Annotated in this window: 16 protein-coding genes; 11 read left to right on the top strand and 5 right to left on the bottom strand. The window is 56.4% G+C overall.

Features of this window, described 5'->3' with window-relative positions; translation table 11 throughout:
• The first annotated feature begins 28 nt into the window (after nt 1-28).
• From obgE to GSQ62_RS15035, 6 genes are all read left to right on the top strand, one after another.
• Complete coding sequence (gene obgE, locus GSQ62_RS15010; protein ID WP_161890262.1) at nt 29-1021, top strand: GTPase ObgE; 993 nt, start codon at nt 29-31, stop codon at nt 1019-1021.
• 310 nt (nt 1022-1331) lie between these two features.
• Nucleotides 1332-1892: a nucleotide exchange factor GrpE gene (locus GSQ62_RS15015; RefSeq protein WP_202621788.1), complete on the top strand. Its 561-nt coding sequence runs from the start codon at nt 1332-1334 to the stop codon at nt 1890-1892.
• Between the two features lie 3 nt (nt 1893-1895).
• Nucleotides 1896-3041, top strand: a complete 1146-nt coding sequence (gene dnaJ, locus GSQ62_RS15020) for a molecular chaperone DnaJ (RefSeq protein WP_161890263.1) — start codon at nt 1896-1898, stop codon at nt 3039-3041.
• Between the two features lie 384 nt (nt 3042-3425).
• Nucleotides 3426-4337, top strand: a complete 912-nt coding sequence (locus GSQ62_RS15025; RefSeq protein ID WP_161890264.1) for an ABC transporter ATP-binding protein — start codon at nt 3426-3428, stop codon at nt 4335-4337.
• Complete coding sequence (locus tag GSQ62_RS15030; protein WP_161890265.1) at nt 4330-5685, top strand: ABC transporter permease; 1356 nt, start codon at nt 4330-4332, stop codon at nt 5683-5685. The genes GSQ62_RS15025 and GSQ62_RS15030 overlap by 8 nt, the downstream gene beginning before the upstream one ends.
• Before the next feature lie 86 nt (nt 5686-5771).
• Entirely contained in the window at nt 5772-6656 is an 885-nt protein-coding gene (locus tag GSQ62_RS15035; RefSeq protein WP_161890266.1) for a ChaN family lipoprotein, read from the top strand.
• Nucleotides 6657-6777: 121 nt separating this feature from the next.
• Here GSQ62_RS15035 and GSQ62_RS15040 read toward each other — a convergent pair whose 3' ends face one another.
• Entirely contained in the window at nt 6778-7125 is a 348-nt protein-coding gene (locus GSQ62_RS15040; RefSeq protein ID WP_161890267.1) for a HesB/IscA family protein, read from the bottom strand.
• Between the two features lie 159 nt (nt 7126-7284).
• On the opposite strand from GSQ62_RS15040, the gene GSQ62_RS15045 reads away from it, so the two are divergent.
• Nucleotides 7285-7818 carry a DUF7935 family protein gene (locus tag GSQ62_RS15045; RefSeq protein ID WP_161890268.1) on the top strand — a complete coding sequence of 178 codons (534 nt, stop codon included), beginning with the start codon at nt 7285-7287 and terminating at the stop codon, nt 7816-7818.
• 97 nt (nt 7819-7915) lie between these two features.
• Here GSQ62_RS15045 and GSQ62_RS15050 read toward each other — a convergent pair whose 3' ends face one another.
• From GSQ62_RS15050 to GSQ62_RS15065, 4 genes are all read right to left on the bottom strand, one after another.
• Nucleotides 7916-9004 carry an aminotransferase class V-fold PLP-dependent enzyme gene (locus tag GSQ62_RS15050; protein ID WP_161890269.1) on the bottom strand — a complete coding sequence of 363 codons (1089 nt, stop codon included), beginning with the start codon at nt 9002-9004 and terminating at the stop codon, nt 7916-7918.
• 125 nt (nt 9005-9129) lie between these two features.
• Nucleotides 9130-11022, bottom strand: coding sequence for a phosphoglycerate dehydrogenase (serA, locus tag GSQ62_RS15055; RefSeq protein ID WP_161890270.1), 1893 nt, complete (start codon nt 11020-11022; stop codon nt 9130-9132).
• A 135-nt stretch (nt 11023-11157) separates the two neighbouring features.
• Nucleotides 11158-12294, bottom strand: coding sequence for an N-acetyl-alpha-D-glucosaminyl L-malate synthase BshA (bshA, locus tag GSQ62_RS15060; protein WP_161890271.1), 1137 nt, complete (start codon nt 12292-12294; stop codon nt 11158-11160).
• Nucleotides 12295-12365: 71 nt separating this feature from the next.
• Nucleotides 12366-15257, bottom strand: coding sequence for a glycoside hydrolase family 3 N-terminal domain-containing protein (locus GSQ62_RS15065; RefSeq protein ID WP_237586652.1), 2892 nt, complete (start codon nt 15255-15257; stop codon nt 12366-12368).
• A gap of 487 nt (nt 15258-15744) precedes the next feature.
• Between GSQ62_RS15065 and mutL the strand changes: the two genes are divergently transcribed.
• The 4 genes from mutL (at nt 15745) to GSQ62_RS15085 (ending at nt 19960) form a co-directional block, all read left to right on the top strand.
• Nucleotides 15745-17601 (top strand): DNA mismatch repair endonuclease MutL, encoded by a 1857-nt coding sequence (mutL, locus tag GSQ62_RS15070; RefSeq protein WP_161890272.1) that lies wholly within the window; start codon nt 15745-15747, stop codon nt 17599-17601.
• A 150-nt stretch (nt 17602-17751) separates the two neighbouring features.
• Entirely contained in the window at nt 17752-18534 is a 783-nt protein-coding gene (locus GSQ62_RS15075) for a rhomboid family intramembrane serine protease (RefSeq protein ID WP_161890273.1), read from the top strand.
• Between the two features lie 6 nt (nt 18535-18540).
• The gene (locus GSQ62_RS15080; RefSeq protein ID WP_161890274.1) at nt 18541-19452 is read left to right on the top strand and encodes a rhomboid family protein; all 912 of its coding nucleotides are present in this window, start codon (nt 18541-18543) and stop codon (nt 19450-19452) included.
• 7 nt (nt 19453-19459) lie between these two features.
• A complete protein-coding gene (locus GSQ62_RS15085) occupies nt 19460-19960 on the top strand; it encodes a barstar family protein (RefSeq protein WP_161890275.1) in 501 nt (166 codons plus the stop codon).
• Nucleotides 19961-20246: the final 286 nt, after the last annotated feature.

Raw genomic sequence — 20246 nt, forward strand, 5'->3', positions numbered from 1 at the left:
AATTACATATACATCAGGTCCACCTAATTTGGCATCCAGCAACTTTATAGACTACGTCAAGATTTGTTCGCGCTCCGGCCACGGCGGCGGCGGATCCTCCCATTTGCACCGCGACAAGCTGACCTCCAAAGGCGGGCCCGACGGGGGAGATGGGGGGCGCGGCGGCCATATTATCCTGCGCGGCAACGCCCAACTCTGGACGCTGTTGCACCTGCAGTACCGCAAGCACATCATCGCTGAGAACGGCCATAACGGCGGCCCCAACCATTCCTTTGGGGCGCAGGGTAAGGACGAGGTGCTGGAAGTGCCCTTGGGCACCATCGCCCGCGACGCCGAGACCGGGGAAGTGAAATGCGAGATAACCGAGGACGGCCAGGAAATCATCCTGACGCCGGGCGGGCGCGGGGGCCTCGGCAACGCGCACTTTAAATCGCCGACAAACCAGACGCCGCGCTATGCACAGCCCGGGGAGCCCGGCGTGGAGGAATGGGTGATTCTGGAACTGAGACTGCTGGCCGATGTGGGCCTGGTCGGCTTCCCGAACGCGGGCAAGTCCACGCTGCTTTCGGTGGTGTCGGCGGCAAAGCCTAAAATCGCCAATTATGCGTTCACCACTCTGGAGCCTAACCTGGGCGTGGTGGCTTACCGCGACTACAAATCATTTGTGATAGCCGACATTCCGGGCATCATCGAGGGGGCCTCCGAGGGCAAAGGCTTGGGCCTGCGCTTTCTGCGCCACATCGAGCGGAACTCCATGCTGCTGTTCATGATTTCCTGCGAAAGCCCCGACATTGCCGAAGAGTACCGGGTGCTGCTGCACGAGCTGGAAAAATTTAACCCTGAGCTGCTCGACAAGAAGCGCATCCTGGCCATTACCAAGTCTGATATGCTGGACGAGGAACTGGAGGCCGAGATGCGCAGCACCCTGCCAGCCGATTTGCCGTCCATTTTCATCTCCAGCATCTCCGGCAAAAACATCATGCCCCTGAAAGACATGATATGGCAGGCGCTCAACAGCTGAGCTTAGCCTGCCGGTATATATAGCCCTGTATAAAAATCGGTAGCAGCCCGCAAAGCTGTCTACCGATTTTTTAATTTTGAATGAGTGATTGAGCGAATGAGTGAATATGCAGGTACAGCGCACCGCTTGTCTAATAATTTGTGGCTATTGCTTCACTTTCCTTCAAACAGGCTCCCTGAAAAGGAAAAACAACCTTTCACTCAATCGCTCAATCAAAATTAAAAAACGGTGCCAGAATGTCACGGATGTGTGATTGGCAAGTTAATTGTCAAAGGAAAGGAGACTTACCAACTTAATTTTTTAAGGCATTATGTCAGAGAAAGATAACAAGCAAGAGCTGGAGAACGAAGAGCTGAAAGATACAACTGCCAGTGCTGAGGCCGAGGCGCAGGAAGAGCATGCGGACCAGGCAGGGACAAACGCTGAGATTAGCCCGGCTGCAGAATTGGCAGAGATGAAAGATAAATATATCCGTTTGATGGCTGAGTTCGAGAACTTCAGGCGCAGAACGGCCAAAGAGCGCATCGACTTTGCCAAAACGGCTTCGCAGGACGTGATGAGCGATTTGTTGCCGGTGATTGACGATATGGAGCGCGCGCGCCAGTCGATGGAGGCCACCAGAGATGTGGATGCCTTGCTGCAGGGGCTGGAGCTTGTGTTCCATAAACTGAAGCACGTGACGCAGCAGAAAGGCCTGAAACCGATGAACATAAAAGCCGGCGACGATTTCGACAGCGACATGCACGATGCGGTAACGCAGATTCCTGCGCCGTCGGAGGAGCTGAAAGGCAAGATTGTGGATGTGATAGAGAAGGGATATACTTTGAACGACAAGGTGATTCGCTTTGCAAAAGTAGTTATAGGAGCGTAAGCCATGGCGAAGAGAGACTATTATGAGGTGCTGGGGCTGAGCAAGAGCGCAAGCCAGGAGGAGGTAAAAAAAGCCTACCGTAAGATCGCCATCAAGTTCCACCCCGACAAGAACCCCGACGACCCCACTGCTGAGGATAAATTCAAGGAGGCGGCGGAAGCCTACGAGGTGCTCAGCGACCAGCAGAAGCGCCAGCGTTACGACCAGTTCGGCCACCAGGGCATGAACGGCGGCTTCGGCGGAGGCGGCATGAACATGGAGGATATCTTCTCGCAGTTCGGCGATATTTTCGGGGGCGGCGGAGGCAGCCCGTTCGAGAGCTTCTTCGGCGGGCAATCCAGAGGTGGCCGGCGCACCCGCAAAGGCAGCAACCTGCGCATCAAGCTGAAGCTGAACCTGGAGGAGATCGCCAACGGCGTTGAGAAGAAGATAAAGGTGAAACGCTACGTGGCCTGCGCCACCTGCGGCGGCAACGGCGCGAAGAACGGCACCGACATGCAGACCTGTAACTCCTGCCAGGGCTCCGGCCAAGTGCGCAAGGTAGTGAACACGATGCTGGGCCAGATGGTGTCCACGGCTACGTGCCCCACCTGTAACGGCGAGGGCCGCATCGTCACAAACAACTGCGAAACCTGCCACGGAAGCGGCAGAGAGTTGCAGGAAGAGGTGATCACCATCAACGTGCCGGCGGGCGTGATGGACGGCATGCAGCTGTCGATGAGCGGCAAGGGCAACGTGCCGGAACGCGGTGGCGTGCCTGGCGACCTGTTGATCCAGATCGAGGAGGAGGCGCACCCGATGCTGAAGCGCGATGGCAACAACGTCATCTTCGACCAGTACATCAGCTTTGTGGATGCCGCGCTGGGCGCTGAGATTGAAGTGCCCACCATTACGGGCAAGGTGAAAATCACCATCAAGCCAGGCACGCAGAGCGGGGAGATCTTCAGGCTGCGTGGCAAGGGCGTGCAGGACATAAACGGCTACGGCAAAGGCGACCAGTTGATCCACATCAACGTCTGGACGCCGAAATCGCTTAACAGCGAGGAACGTGCCGTGCTGGAGAGCCTTCGGGGCTCCAACAACTTTGCGCCGCACCCCGGCAAGAACGAAAAAGGCTTCTTCGAGAAAGTGAAGGACTACTTTCAATAAGCAGCCTATATATAAAACAGGCCCTGCCTTTCCGCGTGAGAGGCAGGGCCTGTTTTATATATGGCTTTCATCAAACTTGCAGAGCATTTTTATAAGCAAACCATATATAGCGTCACTAAAATAAACCCAAGACCTTGCGGTGTCCGAAGGTCCCGCGAGCGTCTGAAACACAGTGAGGCGGCTTGCACCGTCGGAGACCCGCACGAGCTGCGTAGTATATAAACGGAGTTCTCAGCCTATATACGCTTGTCTCCCGGCCACCCGAGCCACTGTTTCATCAAGTTATTCACAGCTTTGGTCGATATAATACATGGCCAGTGGCATGTGCTGTTGCCGGGTATCATTAATAAAGGTATTTTTGATTACATCAAAAGAAGACCGGCTTTGAGCATTCTGAAAATTGACGGCGTCACCAAAACCTACGCCAACCACACAGCCCTCGACAACGTGAGCTTTGACATTCCGGCAGGCTGTATATTCGGTTTGCTGGGGCCCAACGGCGCTGGCAAAACCTCGCTCATCCGCATCATCACCCAGATTACGGGTGCCGACAGCGGCCATATATACTTTAAAGGGGAGCGCCTGAAGCCTGCCCACACCAAAGACATCGGCTACCTGCCTGAGGAGCGGGGCCTGTACAAGAAAATGAAGGTGGGCGAGCAACTGCTGTACCTCACGCGGCTGAAAGGCCTGAGCAAAGCCGAGGCGACCGCGCGCATCAAAACCTGGGTGGACCGGTTTGAGATACGCGAGTGGTTAGGCAAGCACATCGAAGACCTCTCGAAGGGGATGCAGCAGAAGGTGCAGTTCATCGCCACGGTGCTGCACGAGCCGGCGCTGATCATCCTGGACGAGCCGTTCTCCGGTTTCGACCCCATCAACGCCAACCTGATCAAAGACGAAATCCTGCGCCTGCGCGACAACGGGGCCACCATCATCTTCTCGACGCACCGCATGGAGTCGGTGGAGGAACTCTGCGACAACATCGCCCTCATCGACCGGGCTCAGAAGGTGCTGGACGGGCCCGTGAGGGAGGTGAAAGACGCCTACAAAACCGATACGTACCAGGTGATTGGCAACGGACAGTTGCTCATCCTGTCGCCGGATTTTCAGGTGCTGGAGCAGCAAGACAACCACGGCATCTTCAGGGCCCACATCAGGCTCCTGAACGGGGCCACGCCAAACGACCTGCTGCGGTACCTTATCCAGCGCGTGGAGGTGCATTCTTTCGTGGAACTGGTGCCGAGCATCAATGATATCTTCATCCAAAAAGTAACCGAAACCCACCATGTCTAAAATCTGGTTGATCATACAGCGCGAGTACCTGACACGTGTGCGCAAGAAGAGCTTTATCATTATGACGCTGCTGACGCCGGTGCTGCTGGCCGCCTTCATGATTCTGCCGGGGCTGCTCATCACCATGTCGGGCGAGACGGAGACGGTGATGGTGCTGGACGAGAGCGGCCTGTTCGAGGGCAAACTGGAGGACCAGAAAGACCTGAAATTCATCCCGCTGGCGGGTTCGCTGGAACTGGCCAAGACGGTGTACCAGGAAACAGACAACACTGCGCTGCTATATATCCCGAAGCTGTCGATAGACAACCCGGAGGGCATTACCATATATGGCAAGAAAAACACCAGCCTGCAGACGCAGGTGCGCCTCGAGAACGTGCTGGAGAAAGAGATTGAGAACCAGCGCTTCCTGGCCTCCGGATTGGACCGCGCCACGCTGGACGAGATAGAGGCAGATATAAACCTGGAAACCATTAGCCTGAGCGATGAGGGCGAGAAAGACAACAACGCCATCGTGACTTCGATAGCGGGGGTGGCAGGAGCCGTGATCATCTACTTCTTCATCTTTCTGTACGGCGTGCAGATCATGCGCGGTGTGATAGAGGAGAAGACGAGCCGCATTGTGGAGGTGATGATCTCCTCGGTGAAGCCTTTCCAACTGATGATGGGGAAGATCATCGGCATCGCCGCAGTGGGGCTCACGCAGTTCCTGCTTTGGATCGTGCTGTCGTTTATTGCCGTCACGGCTGTATCGGCTGCCTTTGGGGTAGATGCCGCCCCGTCGCCGGTAGAGCAGTTTGCCGCCGGGCAGGCCGCCGCACAGGGCGAAGCGGCAACTGAAGAAGACGGGACAACCGTAAATAACCCCGCCGATAACGAGATGGCCAACACGATAACCGATGTGAAGGAAAGCTTTGCCAACCTGCCCATCGCGTTGATTTTCGGCTGTTTCCTGTTTTACTTCCTGGGCGGCTACCTGCTCTACGGCTCGCTGTTCGGGGCCATCGGCGCCGCCGTGGACAACGAGACCGACACGCAGCAGTTCATGATGCCGATCACTATCCCGCTCATCATCTCGTTCATCATGTCTTACTCGGTGGTGCTGAAAAACCCGGACGGGCCGGTGGCCTTCTGGATGTCGATTATCCCGTTCACCTCGCCCATCGTGATGATGGTGCGCGTGCCTTTCGGCGTGCCTGCCTGGGAGTTGCTGCTGTCGATGGCGCTGCTGGTGGCGGGCTTTATCTTCACCACCTGGATAGCGAGCCGCATTTACCGCGTCGGCATCCTGATGTACGGCAAAAAAATCAACTACAAGGAACTGTCGAAGTGGCTGTTCTACCGGGTGTAGGTTTGTATCGAGTTAAAATCATATATAACCGGCCTCTCCACAGGCCGGTTATTTTTTTGTAAATTGAGTAAACGAAGCACGCGTATATGAACCGACTAGCTCTCCTTTTCCTGCTACTCCTGATGGTGACAACAACTGCCCCGGCACAAGAGAAAGACAAACCCGCTTACCGGCTCTTCAACAAGAAAGGCAGGCACATCAGTTACGGTAAAATGCTGGACGAGCTGGAGAAAGCGGATGTGGTGCTGTTCGGGGAGCAGCACAACGACCCGATTGCCCATTGGCTACAGTTGGAGGTGGCCAAAGATCTGTACCAGGCCCATCCGAGGCGCTTTGTTATCGGGACGGAGATGTTTGAGGCCGACGTGCAATTGGTGCTGAACGAGTATATGGCGGGCCAGGTGCCAGAGGCCAACTTCGAGCAGGAGTCGCGGCCGTGGCCTAATTATAAGACGGATTACAGACCGGTGCTGCGCTATGCCAAAGAGAAAAACATACCGGTAGTGGCCACCAACGTGCCGCGCCGCTATGCTGCCGTAGTGTCGGGGGGAGGAATGAAGGCGCTGGACACTCTCTCGGAGGATGCGAAGCGCTATATCGCGCCGCTGCCGGTGGAGGTAGATATGAACCTGCCCGGCTACAAAGGCATGCTGCGCATGTTTGGCAGCGGCACCCACGGCAATACCAAGAGCGAAAATATTGTGCAGGCGCAGGCGCTGAAAGACGCCACCATGGCGCATTTTATTCTGCGGCAGGTGGCGCAGGGCATGCAGGTGCTGCACCTGAACGGCGCCTACCACTCCGACAACTTCGAAGGCATCGGCTGGTACCTGAAGCAGGGCCAACCGGATATAAAAACCCGCACCATCACCACCGTGCTGCAGGACGAGCTGGAGAAACTGACGGAAGAAAATGAGGAGAAGGCGGATTATATCATCGTAGTGCCCTCCGGCATGACCCGTACGTATTGATAGGCGTATTGCGTCTCTACACACAAGAAAGAACACCATATATAAACATATATAAAACAGCGAAGCCCGACTATATATAGCCGGGCTTCGCCTATTAAAAAGAAAGAAGGTATCTGGTTCGTTACGCGGAGAAGGAGCTGCCGCAGCCGCAGGTGCTCTTCGCCTGTGGGTTGCTGAACGTAAAGCCGCGCGCATTCAGGCCGTCCTGGAAATCGACTTGCATGCCCATGACGTACATGCCGTGCTTCTTGTCCATAATAAGGGTCAGGCCGTCGATGTCATAGGTTTCGTCCGAATCCTTCGGTTTGTCGAAGCCCAGCAGGTACGACATGCCGGAGCAGCCGCCGCCCTGTACGCCCACGCGCAAACCATATTCCGCCGGTACGTTTTTCTCTTGCATTATATTTTTCGCCTCCGCTAAAGCTTTTTCGGTCAGCGTGATAGGTGCAGTTTTCGTTTCTGTTGCCATAGTGTATGCCCTTTTATTTGTAGCCACAAATTTACACAATTCTCTCGAATTATGCGCATGCTGCGGCGCGTTGTACTTCTTAAACAGCCGAAGCCCCGTAATGATTCATGTGTCTTCCGTTAATTTTTTGCGATATTTAGACTTTCAACAGAGCCCGGTATGAACGAAATCCTCCTTTTTATATTAGACCTTCTGAAGATTGCGCTGCCCGCCATTATTGTGGCCGTGGCCATGTATCACCTCGTGAAGAAGCATTACGAGCGGGACTATAAAGTGCGGCTGCTGGAACTGCGGCAGAAGAACGCGGAGGTGGTGCTGCCGATCCGGTTGCAGGCATACGAGCGCGTGGTGCTGCTGCTGGAGCGCATCACGCCGAGTAACCTGCTGCTGCGCGTGGGCGGCACCGGCCACACGGCCTCCGACTACCACCGCGTGCTGCTGAACGAGATCCGGAACGAGTTTAACCACAACATGTCGCAGCAGGTATATATGACGGAGCAGGCCTGGCAGCAGGTGAAGCACGCCCGGGAGGATGTGGTGAACCTGATCAACAAAACATACAAGGAGCTGCCGGAGAATGCCCGCGGCACCGACCTGGCCAAACGGATTCTGGAAACGGTGTTGAGCACGGAGCAGGACCCCACCGCCCGCGCCCTCACCTATATCAAACAGGAGATAGCGCAGGTGTTTTGAAGTTAGAGAGTTAAAAAGGAAAGAGGTAGAGAGTTAAATAGTTCGGAGATATTACATTACCAAACTTTATAAATCTCTAACTTTTTAGCTCAAAGGTTTATCCGAACAGCTCATTCAGTTTTGCCACCAGCGCCTCTACCTGTTGCGGGCTGTGCGCCGGGAAATTGGCGATCCGGATCTGGGTTTCTTTGTGCTTGCCGTAGCCGCTGCCGATGGCCATGTCAAACGCGGCCAGTTGCTTGTTCACCTCGGAGGCGGGTACGGTGGTATTGGCCACAATGGTGGTAGGAGAGCGGTGCGCGGGGTGCTTCACGGCCGGTGCAAAAGCCGTGCTCTGCTCCAGGTACGCATATATATGGTCTGCCTTCGCCTTCGTCTCTTTCCTGATTTCCGCCACCCCTTTGCTGTTCATATCCTCCAGTACTTTGCCCAGCAGGTATATAGCCAGCACATTCGGCGTTTCCACGGTCTGGTTTACCTTGGCCTTGCTCAGCAGGGAGGGCAGGCTGTGATAGGAGCCAATTACCTGACCGCTTGCCGCCAAAGCTTCGGCTTTGGCAATGCAGCGCTCGTTCAGGAGCCACACGCCCAGGCCGGCCGGCAGACCGAAACACTTCTGCACCGAGAAGTACACCGCATCCACCTTGTCAAAATCAAAAGCCGGGTAGGGCAGCGAAGAAACGGCATCCACATATATAAGCGCCTCAGGAGCAGCCTTTTCCCGGAACCTGTTTATATCTTCCACAGGGATGCTGGCGCCCGAACTGGTCTCGTTCTGGATGAGCGCCACCAATTCTGCGGTGCCAGGCACACTAATTTTTTCTACGTCGAAACCTTCCCCGAACGGAGCTGCGTATTTCTGCGCCTTGCGGCCCAACTCCTGCGCCGTCTCAAAGAATCTCTCGGAAAAGGAGCCGTTTGTGAGGTGGAAACTCTCCTGCTGCACGTTGTTCTGTATCGCCCGCTCCCACACCTCCGTGGCCGAAGCCAGAAACAGCACCTCGTAGTTCGCGGGCAGTTGCAGCAACTGGCGCAACCCTGCCACGGCATGGGCATATACCTCCTGAAACTGCTTGCTGCGGTGAGAGATGCTGCCGATCTTCTCCTGCAGCGCCGTCTGCATGTGCTGCGGCACCGTAGGGTACAGCTCCGAAGGGCCCGGGGTGAAGTATATCTTGTTGTTCATGTTTGGTTCTGTTCTACAGCAGTTTCTTAAAACCAATTATATCCCATCGGTAAAGACGCATCCGGATGCGGGAAACTCTCTGTTTCTGTAAATGGCTATGCAATCAACAATTTAACAATCAACGATTAATACAGCATCCTGAACTTGATGGTGTGCGGTATGCGGCGCATGTCGTTCACCAACTGCTTGTCGTATTTCTTGTCTACGTCCGTAATCACATAGCCCACGCGCTCGTTCGTTTTGAGGTACTGGCCCAGGATGTTCACCTGGTTTTTGGCGAGCACATTGTTGATGTCGGCCAGCACGCCCGGCACGTTGGCGTGGATATGGATGAGCCGGTGTGCGTTCTTCAGTTCCGGCAGCTGGATGTTCGGGAAGTTCACGCTCTGGTAGGTGTTGCCCGAGTTGATATAATCCATGATGCGGTTCGGAACGAAGTTGGCGATGTTCACCTGCGCCTCCGAGGTGCTGCCGCCAATGTGCGGCGTCAGGATGACGTTCGGCAGCCCGCGCAGCTCACTCACGAAAGGCTCGCTGTTGGTGGCAGGCTCCTGTGGGAACACGTCTACGGCGGCGCCGCGCAGCTTCCCAGATTTGAGGCTGTCTACCAGTGCGGCAATATCCACCACGTGGCCGCGGCTCAGGTTCAGGAAGATGGCACCCTTTTTCATGGCGGCAAATTCCGCCGCGCCTATCATGTTCTTGTTCTCCGGGCGGCCGTCCACGTGCAGCGTCACAAAGTCCGATATCTCCAGCAGTTCCTGCAGCGTGTTGCACTTGCGGGCGTTGCCGAGCTGCAGTTTCTCCACCACATCGTAGTAGTACACCACCATGCCCATGGCCTCTGCCAGCACCGACAGCTGCGCACCAATGTTGCCGTAGCCTACGATGCCCAGTTTCTTGTCGCGGACCTCAAAGCTGCCTGTGGCCGACTTGTCCCAGTTGCCCTGGTGCATTTTGCTGCTCTTGTCCACAATGCCCCGGCTCAGCATGATAATCTGGCCGATGGCCATTTCCACCACGCTGCGGGTGTTGCTGTAGGGCGCGTTAAACACGGCGATACCAGCCTCCAGGCAGGCATCCAGGTCAATCTGGTTCGTGCCGATGCAGAAGGCGCTCACGCTCATCAGGCGGTTGGCGTGCTCCAGCACCCGGCGCGTCACGTGCGTCTTGCTCCGGATGCCCAGTATCGACACGTTCTGAATCTTTTCGCAGAGCTCGTCTTCGCTCAGGGCTCCGGACATGGTCTCTACCTGGTAGCCTTCGCTGCGGAACAGCTCTACTGCCTTAGGGTGGATGTTCTCCAGCAGCAGCACGCTGATTCTGTTTTTGGGGTAGGAGATGGCCATCGGCAGTTTGTTCTGGTACAGGAACTCGTCAAGGCTGGGGGCTATATGCTCGGCTTTTGCCAGCACGCTTTCGCGCGCCACGTTCTCGGTAAAGGCATAGAATTTATTGGCCAGTCCGGCCTCTTTTATTTCGTAGTCGGTGTAGCCGTCGCCAATCACGTACACGTCGCCGGAGAGAGCCAGCTTCTCCAGAAGCTTGATTTTCCCTTTGTCGAGGCTCAGCACGTTCTCCTCGTCAAACCCGGTGATGTTGCCGTTCTCGTCCAGCTTAAAGGTATTGGCGTAAATATTCTCTTCCTTGATGCCGTACTCTGTCACGATGGGCGTGATGAACTCCTTGAACCCGCTCGACACGATAAATATCTGGTCAGAGTACTCCGTCAGGAACTCCTTGTTGCGGCGGACAGACTCCGATACTTTGTCCTGCAGCCTGAGGATGAGGTGCGGCAGGTGCCGCTGGTGTGCCCGTAGCAGCGCCAGCCGCTTGCGCAGGCCCTCGGCAAACGAGCTTTCCCCGGCCATAGCGCTGTCCGTCAGTTGCCTTACCTGCTGCAGCACGCGGTCTTTCTCCGGATCTCCTTCCAGCGACAATTCGCCCAACTCGTCGAGGGCCTCTACTTTCGTGAAAGTGCTGTCAAAATCGATGATGAAGTATTTGTCTTTGCTCATGGCTGTATATGAAATTGGGCGGTGCTTTCCGCTAAAGCACGACTATGGGAATGAAGCCGCAAAAATAAACAAAAGAACCGGAAACATACAGTGCTCCGGTCCTTTTTAAATATATGTTGCCTAAATCTGATAAGATTATAGCAATGCGAGTTGTTTATTAATCGTTTTTTGATAAAAATCCTCGTAGATGGGCACGATTTTGTCAACGTCGAAGTCGGTGGCGCGCCGCAGGGCGTTCGCCTTAAAGCGCGGCAGGTTTTGGTCGTCAAGTATATAAAGCGCCTTTTCCACCATCTCGTCCACGGCGCCCACCGGGCAGGTGAAGCCCGTTTCGCCGTCAATGTTCAGCTCTGGAATGCCGCCGGCGTTGGTGGATACCACCGGCACCTCGCAGGCCATGGCCTCCAGGGCGGCCAGGCCAAAGCTTTCTTTTTCGGACGGCATCAGGAACAGGTCAGCGATGGAGAGCACCTCCTCCACGGCATCCAGCTTCCCCAGAAAGCGTACGTCGTTGCAGATGCCCAGCTGGCGGCACAGCTTCTCCATCTTCGGGCGGTCCGGCCCGTCGCCCACCAGCAGCAGCTTGCTGGGGATCTGCTGCCGCACCTTCGCAAAGATGCGGATCACGTCGTCCACGCGCTTCACCGCCCGGAAGTTGGAGGTGTGTACCAGCAGTTTCTCGTTGTTCGGGCTGATGGCCATCCGGAAATGGTCTTTTTTCTGGCGTTTAAACTTGTCGAGGTTGATGAAGTTTGGAATGACTTCGATGTCTTTCTCTATTTGGAAGTAGTCGAAGGTTTCGGTGCGGAGGCTGTCCGACACCGCCGTCACCCCATCCGACTGGTTGATGCTGAACGTCACCACGGGCTCAAAAGAGGCGTCTTTGCCCACCAGCGTGATGTCGGTGCCGTGCAGGGTGGTGATAACGGGAATGCTGATGCCCTTGGTGCGGAGGATTTGCTTGGCCATATAGGCTGCCGAGGCATGCGGGATGGCATAATGCACGTGCAGCACGTCCAGCTTCTCGAAGCGCACAATGTCCACCATCTTGCTTGCCAGCGCCAGCTCGTAGGGCGGGTACTGGAAGAGCGGGTAAGACGGTATATATACTTCGTGGTAAAAAAGATTCTCGTTGAAGAGGTCGAGGCGGGCGGGCTGGCTATAAGTGATAAAATGCACCTGGTGGCCCTTCAGGGCCAGGGCCTTGCCCAACTCTGTGGCCACCACGCCGCTACCCCCGAAGGTCGGGTAACAAACTATACCGATTCTCATTAGGCTTTATATATAAAAACAAAGGTGCAGCCAACCAAAGTTGCTGCACCTGCTAAACTACCGATTTTCATTTATGTTTTAGGTATAATGGCTTTGTAAACCACATCGTGTATCCTGGTCCGGATGTTATACTTTACCAGCTTATTGTTGCCCGCGTCCGGGAAAACTCTGTTAGACAGGAAGATATATATAAGCTTGTTCTCAGGGTCTACCCAGGCGCCCGTGCCGGTAAAGCCGGTGTGGCCGAAAGTGCTCATCGGGGCCAGCTCGGACGTGGGGCCGCTGCCTTCCGGTTCCGGCTTGTCCCAGCCCAGGCCGCGGCGGCTCTTCTCCGACTGCCTTTTCGAGAACTCCGGCACCACGCTGGTGGTAAAGTAATCCTGGCCGCCGTATTTGCCGTTCTGCAGATTCATCTGCAGCAGGATGGCCAGGTCGTTGGCATTGGAGAACAGGCCCGCATGGCCCGCCACGCCGCCTAGCATGGCGGCGCCCTGGTCGTGCACGCTGCCCCATATCAGGTTGTGCCGGAAGTAGCGGTCGTCCTCGGTGGGCGCAATCACGTCGCGGGAGTGCTTCAGCAGCGGTTTGTAGGTCATGGTGCTCAGGCCGAGGGGCGCGTAGAAGTTCTGGTCCATAAACTCGTCGAGCGGCTGGTTCAGCAGCTTCTCGGCTACGCGCTTCAGCACGTAGAAGTCCAGGTCGCTGTAGCGGTAGTCGTAGCCTTTGTCGCTTTTGCTGCGCGGCAGCATCCTGGAGTTCACTGTCCAGGCCCAAAGCGAGTCTTCCATGGTTTTGATGGAGTAGAAGCCGGGCGTCACTACGTTGGGGTATGAGTCCGTCTGGACGCTGGCGTAAAACATGTCCTTTGTCTCGGCGGTGGCCAGCGTTTTCTGCCAGTGCGGCAGCACCGGGAGCAGTCCGGCCTGGTGCGTGAGCACGTCGCGCATCACCATGTTCTCTTTGTTCGTTCCCTTCAGTTCCGGCAGGTACGATGACACCTTCGCATCGAGGCTTATCTTGCCCCGGTCTTTCAGGAACATGATGGCCTGCAGCGTGGCCGCCACCTTGGTGATGGAGGCCACATCATATACCGTGTTCTTTGTGACGGGTCTTACTTTCTCGTAGGTGTAGTGGCCATAAGCCTTGTCATATATAACCGTGCCGTCTTTCACCACCAGCACCTGGGCGCCGGGCGTGGCGGCATAGGCGATGGCCTCCAGGGCGATGTTGTCTATCTGCGCGAGTACTTCGGAGTCCATGCCCACACTCTCGGGAGTGCCGTACTTCAGGCGGCCGATGGCTTGCGTGGGGACGCCGGTGCCCGCCCGCAACTCCGGCGACGCGGTCACGGGCAGTTTGCCTTTGGCTGCACGGGCGCCGAACAGCACCTGCGGCACCAGCGCCTGGGCCACCGGGTTGTCTTCGTAACCGCACACCAGCCAGTCAGACCCTTTGAAAAACTTGAGGCTGTAAGCATTGCCCATCACCACCACCACCACCTTTTTGTCGGTGCGCTCCTGCAGGTACTGGATAAAGGCCCGCGTGCCAACCCCCACGCCAAAATCCTTGGCCGGGGTGATGTTCATGTTGTGGATGCTCACCACCACCAGGTCATTGTCTTTCAGTTTCGGGATAACCTTGGTGAAGGCCGAGTCCGGGGCGAAGCGGTCGGGGATGGTGAAGCGGTTGACGGGGGCGTAATTGCCGAGCGTTTCCTGGAACACATTGCCAACGGGTGCGCCGATGGCCACAGATGCGATGCTCAGCGTGTCAAGGTTGCGGAAAGGGAGCAGAGCGCCTTTGTTGCGTGCCACGGTCACGGAGTGCTCGTACAGTTGCTCCTGCACCACCGCGCTGAGGGGCCTGTCTATTTCTTCCTGCAGGTTCTCCAGCACCACCGGCCTGTACTTGTTGAGCCCGGCCCAGTACTTGGCGCGCAGGATTTTGCGCACGTGCTGGTCCACCTCCTCCTGCGTCAGCTGGCCGTCCGCTATGGCCCCTTTTATTTTTCTGACGGCAGTGGGCACATTCTCCGGGAAGAGCAGCACGTCGTTGCCGGCAAGCAGCGCTTTCAGGTCAACCTCGCCGGGCTTGTAGTACCGGCTCACGCCTTTCATGTTCAGGGCATCGGTGAAGACCAGCCCGTTGTACTTCATCTTTTCTTTCAGGAGCCCGGTTACCAGGGCGGGGGAGAGGGTGCTGGCCAAATTGCGGGTGGTGTCGATGCCGGGCATATATAGATGCGCAACCAATACGCCCATCACGCCCGCCTCGAAGGCCTTCTTGAAAGGGTAAAGCTCCACCTCGGTCAGGCGCTTCATGTCGTGGGGAATGACGGGCAGCGTGTGATGGGAGTCGGTGTCGGTGTCGCCGTGGCCGGGGAAGTGCTTGGCCACCGCCAGCACGCCGTGGTCCTGCAGGCCTTTGATGTAGGCGATGCCGCGGCGCGTCACCTCCTCTTTGGACTCGCCGAAGGAGCGGCTGCCGATCACGGGGTTGGCGGGGTTCACGTTCACGTCCATCACCGGCGAGAAGCTCACGTTCACGCCCAGCCGCTTCATCTTCAGGGCGATCTCGCGGCCCATCAGGTAGATGTACTTTTCGTCGTCAAGGGCACCCAGGGTCATCTGGCGCGCGAAGTGCATGCTGCTGTCCAGGCGCATGTCCAGGCCCCACTCGGCGTCCATGGCAACGAGCAGCGGCACCCGCGCCTGGCTTTGAAAGCGGTTGGTGAGCACCGCCTGGCGCGCGGGCCCGCCCTGCATAAACATGATGCCCCCGATGCCGTAGCGGCTCACCAGGGTGTCTATCTCACGGAAGTGCTTTTTGTCTTTGTTGGAGTAGGCGGCCACCATGAACAGCTGGCCGATGCGCTGGTCAGGAGAGAGCGTCGCCATCACGCTGTCGACCCACATTTTCTCTTTCGGGTTCAGGATCACCTTCTCCGATGACTTCAAAGACATCAGCGGCCCCATGAAAAGAAAAATAAGAATCAACAACCCCAAGCTAAAACTCTTCAACATCCTGTACTACGGTTTTTTTATTAATTGGAACAAGTCAAAATTAAGCCTAATTTTGCAATAGGCGGCATCAGCATACAGACTATAAATTCAGCAGTGCCGCCCGCACTTCCCTTGCAGTGCAGCTGAGAGGGAAGTGAGGCTGAGGCTCGCCGGCAGGCGATGCGGCCCGGGGTCTCCCAGAGTGCTAACGCTGCCTGCTTCCTGAATCGCGCGTGCCCCTCGTTATTATTTCAGGCGAGGCCATTTGCAAGCCGTTGGCCGTTTCCCGACCTAATTTAATAATCTGTCTGTAAATTAATAATAATTTTAATTCTGAATAAGTTCTGTTTTTGCATATTTAGTAAGAGCAAAAATTTAGCCGGGTATATCTCGGCCGGCCTGCGGCGAGCAGGAATTTATATATAGAATTGAGGAACTTAAGAACCGGATGCCCGACATCATACACTTACTGCCTGATTTCCTGGCAAACCAGATTGCCGCCGGTGAAGTGGTGCAACGCCCCGCTTCGGTGGTGAAGGAGTTGCTGGAGAACGCCGTGGACGCCCGGGCCACCGGCATCCAGGTGATTGTGAAGGAGGCGGGCAAGCAACTGGTGCAGGTGGTGGACAACGGCATCGGCATGTCGGAGACGGATGCCCGCATGTGCTTCGAGCGCCACGCCACCTCCAAGATCAGATCCACCGAAGACCTGTTCCGCATCCGGACAATGGGCTTCCGGGGCGAGGCGATGGCCTCTATCGGGGCGGTGGCGCAGGTAGAGATGAAAACGAAGCCGCACGGCGCCGAGGCCGGTACCAGGCTGGTGGTGGAAGGCTCGGCCATTGTGCTGCAGGAGCCTGTGGTGACGCCAGCCGGAACGTCCATCGCTGTGAAAAACCTGTTCTTTAACGTGCCTGCCCGCCGCAATTTCCTGAAAACCAATGCTGTGGAGATGCGCCATATCCTGGATGAGTTTCAGCGGGTGGCGCTGGCGTACCCGGAGGTTTCCTTCACGCTGCACCACAACGATACCGAGGTGTTTAACCTGCCAGCGGGCAAGCTGAGCCAGCGCATCGTGAGCGTGTTTGGCAGCGCCTACAAAGAGCAGATGGCCTACTGCGAGGAGGACACGACGTTTCTGACGGTGAAAGGCTATATAGGCAAGCCGGAGCACGCCAAAAAAACGCGCGGCGAGCAGTTTTTTTTCGTGAACAACCGCTTCGTGAAGAGCGGCTACCTGAACCACGCCGTGATGACGGCCTTCGAGGGGCTGGTGCCGAAGGAGAACCACCCGTTTTACGTGCTGTTCATTGAGCTGGAGCCGGAGAAGATCGACATCAACGTACACCCCACCAAAACCGAGATTAAGTTTGAGGACGAAAAAACGGTATATGCCATTGTGCATGCCGCTGTGAAGAAAGCCCTCGGCGCCTATAACATCGCCCCCTCGCTGGACTTTGAGGGAGACGTGAACTTTGCCCCGCTGCAGCCCATCCGGGTGCAGGGCGGCTACAACGAGTTTGACCCTGGCAACAGCAGGCCGAGGAGCGGGGAGAGCACGGCCTTCCCGGGGTTCACGCCGCCCGTATCAGCCCGGAGAGCCACCTCTAAAGGGTGGGAACAGCTGTATGAGCCCCTGCGGGACCAGGCCGGGCAGGAGAACGGCACTGCTGCGGCCGCATCCGGCGCGGGGCTGCTCGACAGTGCCTTTGCCGCCCCGGACGTGGCCGCCGCCTATTCGAACAAAGCTATCCAGATACACCAGAAATACCTGCTGGTGCAGGTGAAGTCGGGCTTGCTGATAATAGACCAGCAGGCGGCGCAGGAGCGCATCCTCTACGAGAAATACAGCGCATCGCTGCAGAAGAAAACCGGGGCCTCGCAGGCGCTGCTCTTCCCCCAGACGCTGCAGCTCTCGCCCGCCGACGCCGCGCTGATGCACGAGCTGGCGGGCGAGTTTAAGGACATGGGATTCCTGTTCGAGGATTTCGGCGGCAGCACCATCATCCTGAACGGCATACCCGCCGATGTGCATGCGGCCAGCGAGAAGGAACTGCTGGAGGAATTAATTGAGCAGTACAAAAACAATTCGGCCACCTTGAAGCTTGATAAGCGGGAAAACCTGGCCCGCGCCATGGCCCGCCGCATCGCCTCGCGGTCGCTGGCGCGCATGTCGGACCTGGAGATGAACTCGCTCGTGGACAAGCTCTTTGCGTGCCAAGTGCCCAATTACGCGCCCGACGGGCGGAAGACGCTGGTTATCATGGAGCTTGGCCAGCTGCACGAGCTGTTTCAGAAAGGCTGAGAGTAGTTGTTTAATCGTTGATTGTTAAATGGTTGTTTTAACGCCTGAATTCGCCAGCTTCCTGATAGTTACCCTTTAATTTATATATAGAAACTAAGTGCCGGCCTCAGATCATGACATAGACCGGATTTAACTAAAACACAAGATAGCATGTTCAGTATCACCCCCATGGTCCGGAATCTCCTGATCATCAACGTGGTTGTATTCTTGTTGCAGAATGGCGGCATCATCACCATGGAGGACTTTGCGCTGCATTACTTCGGCTCCGACTACTTCAAGCCGGTGCAGCTGTTCTCGCACATGTTCATGCACGGCAGCTGGGGGCACCTGTTCAGCAACATGTTCAGCCTGTTCATCTTCGGGCCGATGCTGGAGCGCTTCTGGGGGCCGCAGCGCCTGCTGGCCTTTTACCTGATCACGGGGCTGGGCGCCAGCCTGCTCTACACCGGTGTGCGCGCCTACGAGCTGCACACCCTGAAGGAGGACACCGCCATCTATATAGAGAACCCCAGCCCGGTGGCTTTCGACAGCTATATGGACGAGCACCTGGGGACGGGCGTGGGGCGGGAGCTTACGGTGGGCTACCTGCGCAACCCCGACAACCCGGAGTATATAGAGGCAACCCGAGACATGGTGAGGCAGGTATATACGATGGTGTACAACAGCCCGCTGGTGGGGGCCTCCGGGGCCATCTTCGCTATCCTGATGGCCTTCGGACTGCTGTTCCCGAACCTTGAGCTGATGCTGCTGTTCCTGCCCGTACCGATCAAGGCGAAGTACTTCGTGCTGTTTTACGGGGCCTATGAATTGTATGCGGGCTTCAACCGGACGCCGGGCGATAACGTAGCACATTTTGCGCACCTCGGAGGCATGCTGTTCGCGTATATACTCGTGAGAATGTGGCAGCGAAACGACTATCAGGATAACTTTTAAAGCCTAATGAGCATCATCGAAGACATCAAGCACGCCTTCCGGCAGCCCAACAACACGCTGAAGCAGCTCATCCTGATCAACATTATCGTGTTTGTGGTGCTGATCGTGACGCGCACCATCCTGTACCTGACGGGTGCCTCGGGCATATATGGCCTGATCATGCAGTACCTGGCGCTCAACTCGTTCCCGCTCACGTTCCTGACCCGCCCCTGGACGCTGATTACCTACTTTTTTACCCACGAAGGGTTTCTGCACATCATCTTCAACATGCTGAACCTGTATTGGTTCGGGCAGTTGGTGCGGGAGTACCTGGGCGAGAAGAAACTGTTGAGTTTATATATACTCGGGGGGATAGCAGGCGGCATCCTGTACCTGCTGAGCTATAACTTTATCCCTTACTTTGCCAACCGGGCCGCCGCCTCCATGATGATTGGGGCATCTGCCAGCGTGCTGGCCATTGTGGTGGGCGCGGCCACGCTGCTGCCCAACTTCTCCTTCAACCTCATCCTCATCGGCCCGGTAAAGATAAAGTATATCGCGGCGTTCCTGGTGCTGCTTTCCATCTCCGGGGCTGTGGGCGACAATGCGGGCGGCAACATCGCCCATATAGGCGGGGCAATATTGGGCTGGGTGTTTATCCGGCAGTTGCAGCGCGGCAACGACCTGGGCCGCCCGGTGCACGCGGTGATGGGCTTTTTCGGCAGGCTGTTCAGCCGCAGGCCCAGACTGAAGGTGACGCACCGCAACGCGGGCGCATCCACCGCTTCATCAAGGGGAGGCGGCGCGGCTTACGGCGCGAGCGGCAAGCCGAGCCAGAACGAGATAGACCGCATCCTCGACAAGATTTCCAGCTCCGGCTACGAAAGCCTCTCCAAAGAGGAAAAGCAGAAGCTGTTCCAAGCCAGCCAGAAAGACTAAGGTATATATGGCAGTGTTCCGAAATGAACCGGAAGAGTGGCAGCGGCTGGACTGGGCCATCCTGCAGAACGGCTACGCCTGCCTCTACCACCGCCAGGAGTTTCTGCAACTGGATGTGATGTGGTTCCGGAAAGAGCGCTACCGCGTCATCGAGTTCGACTGCGCCAAGTGGGAAACCGACCAGGCGATGCACGACGAGCTGAAGCAGAAGCTACGCTTTAAAGATACCTACAAAAGCGATTTCGGCTCCCTGAAAGAAAGCCTAAAGGATATAGACATAACCGGCAAAGGCACCGTGCTGCTGCTGCACCACTTCGACGCGGTAGACAAGGAAACCGCCCAAATCCTGCTCGATATACTGGCCCGCGCCTCGCAGTGGCACCTGCTGCTCGGCGAGCGCCTGCTCACGCTGCTGCAGGTAGAGGACCCCGAAGTTATATATGAACCGGTAGGGGCAAGGCAGGTGGAATGGAACCCGCATGAGTGGCTGGATTCGACGAGGCAGTAAGTCACAGAATTGTCAGGTTTCAGATATTGAGCGGCATCAGCGTGTATATGCGTATATATAAATTTCAGGTAGGTAAGATGATTGAAATAGAGGAGATAGGTTAGGTGTTATCCTCTAAATCTTTTTCATCCTGTAAATCCTGATTCAGACAAGAGGCCAGACGAACGCGGGAGCCCCCGAAATGCTTCGGGACAGGTGCGCACGCCGCGAGCGTCTTCGGCCATATATAAACAGCGGCGGCGCCCCCGATAAGGAGCGCCGCCGCTGTTTATATATGGCTGTGGTT

It is taken from the genome of Pontibacter russatus, from assembly GCF_009931655.1.
GTDB classification, from domain to species: Bacteria; Bacteroidota; Bacteroidia; order Cytophagales; family Hymenobacteraceae; genus Pontibacter; species Pontibacter russatus.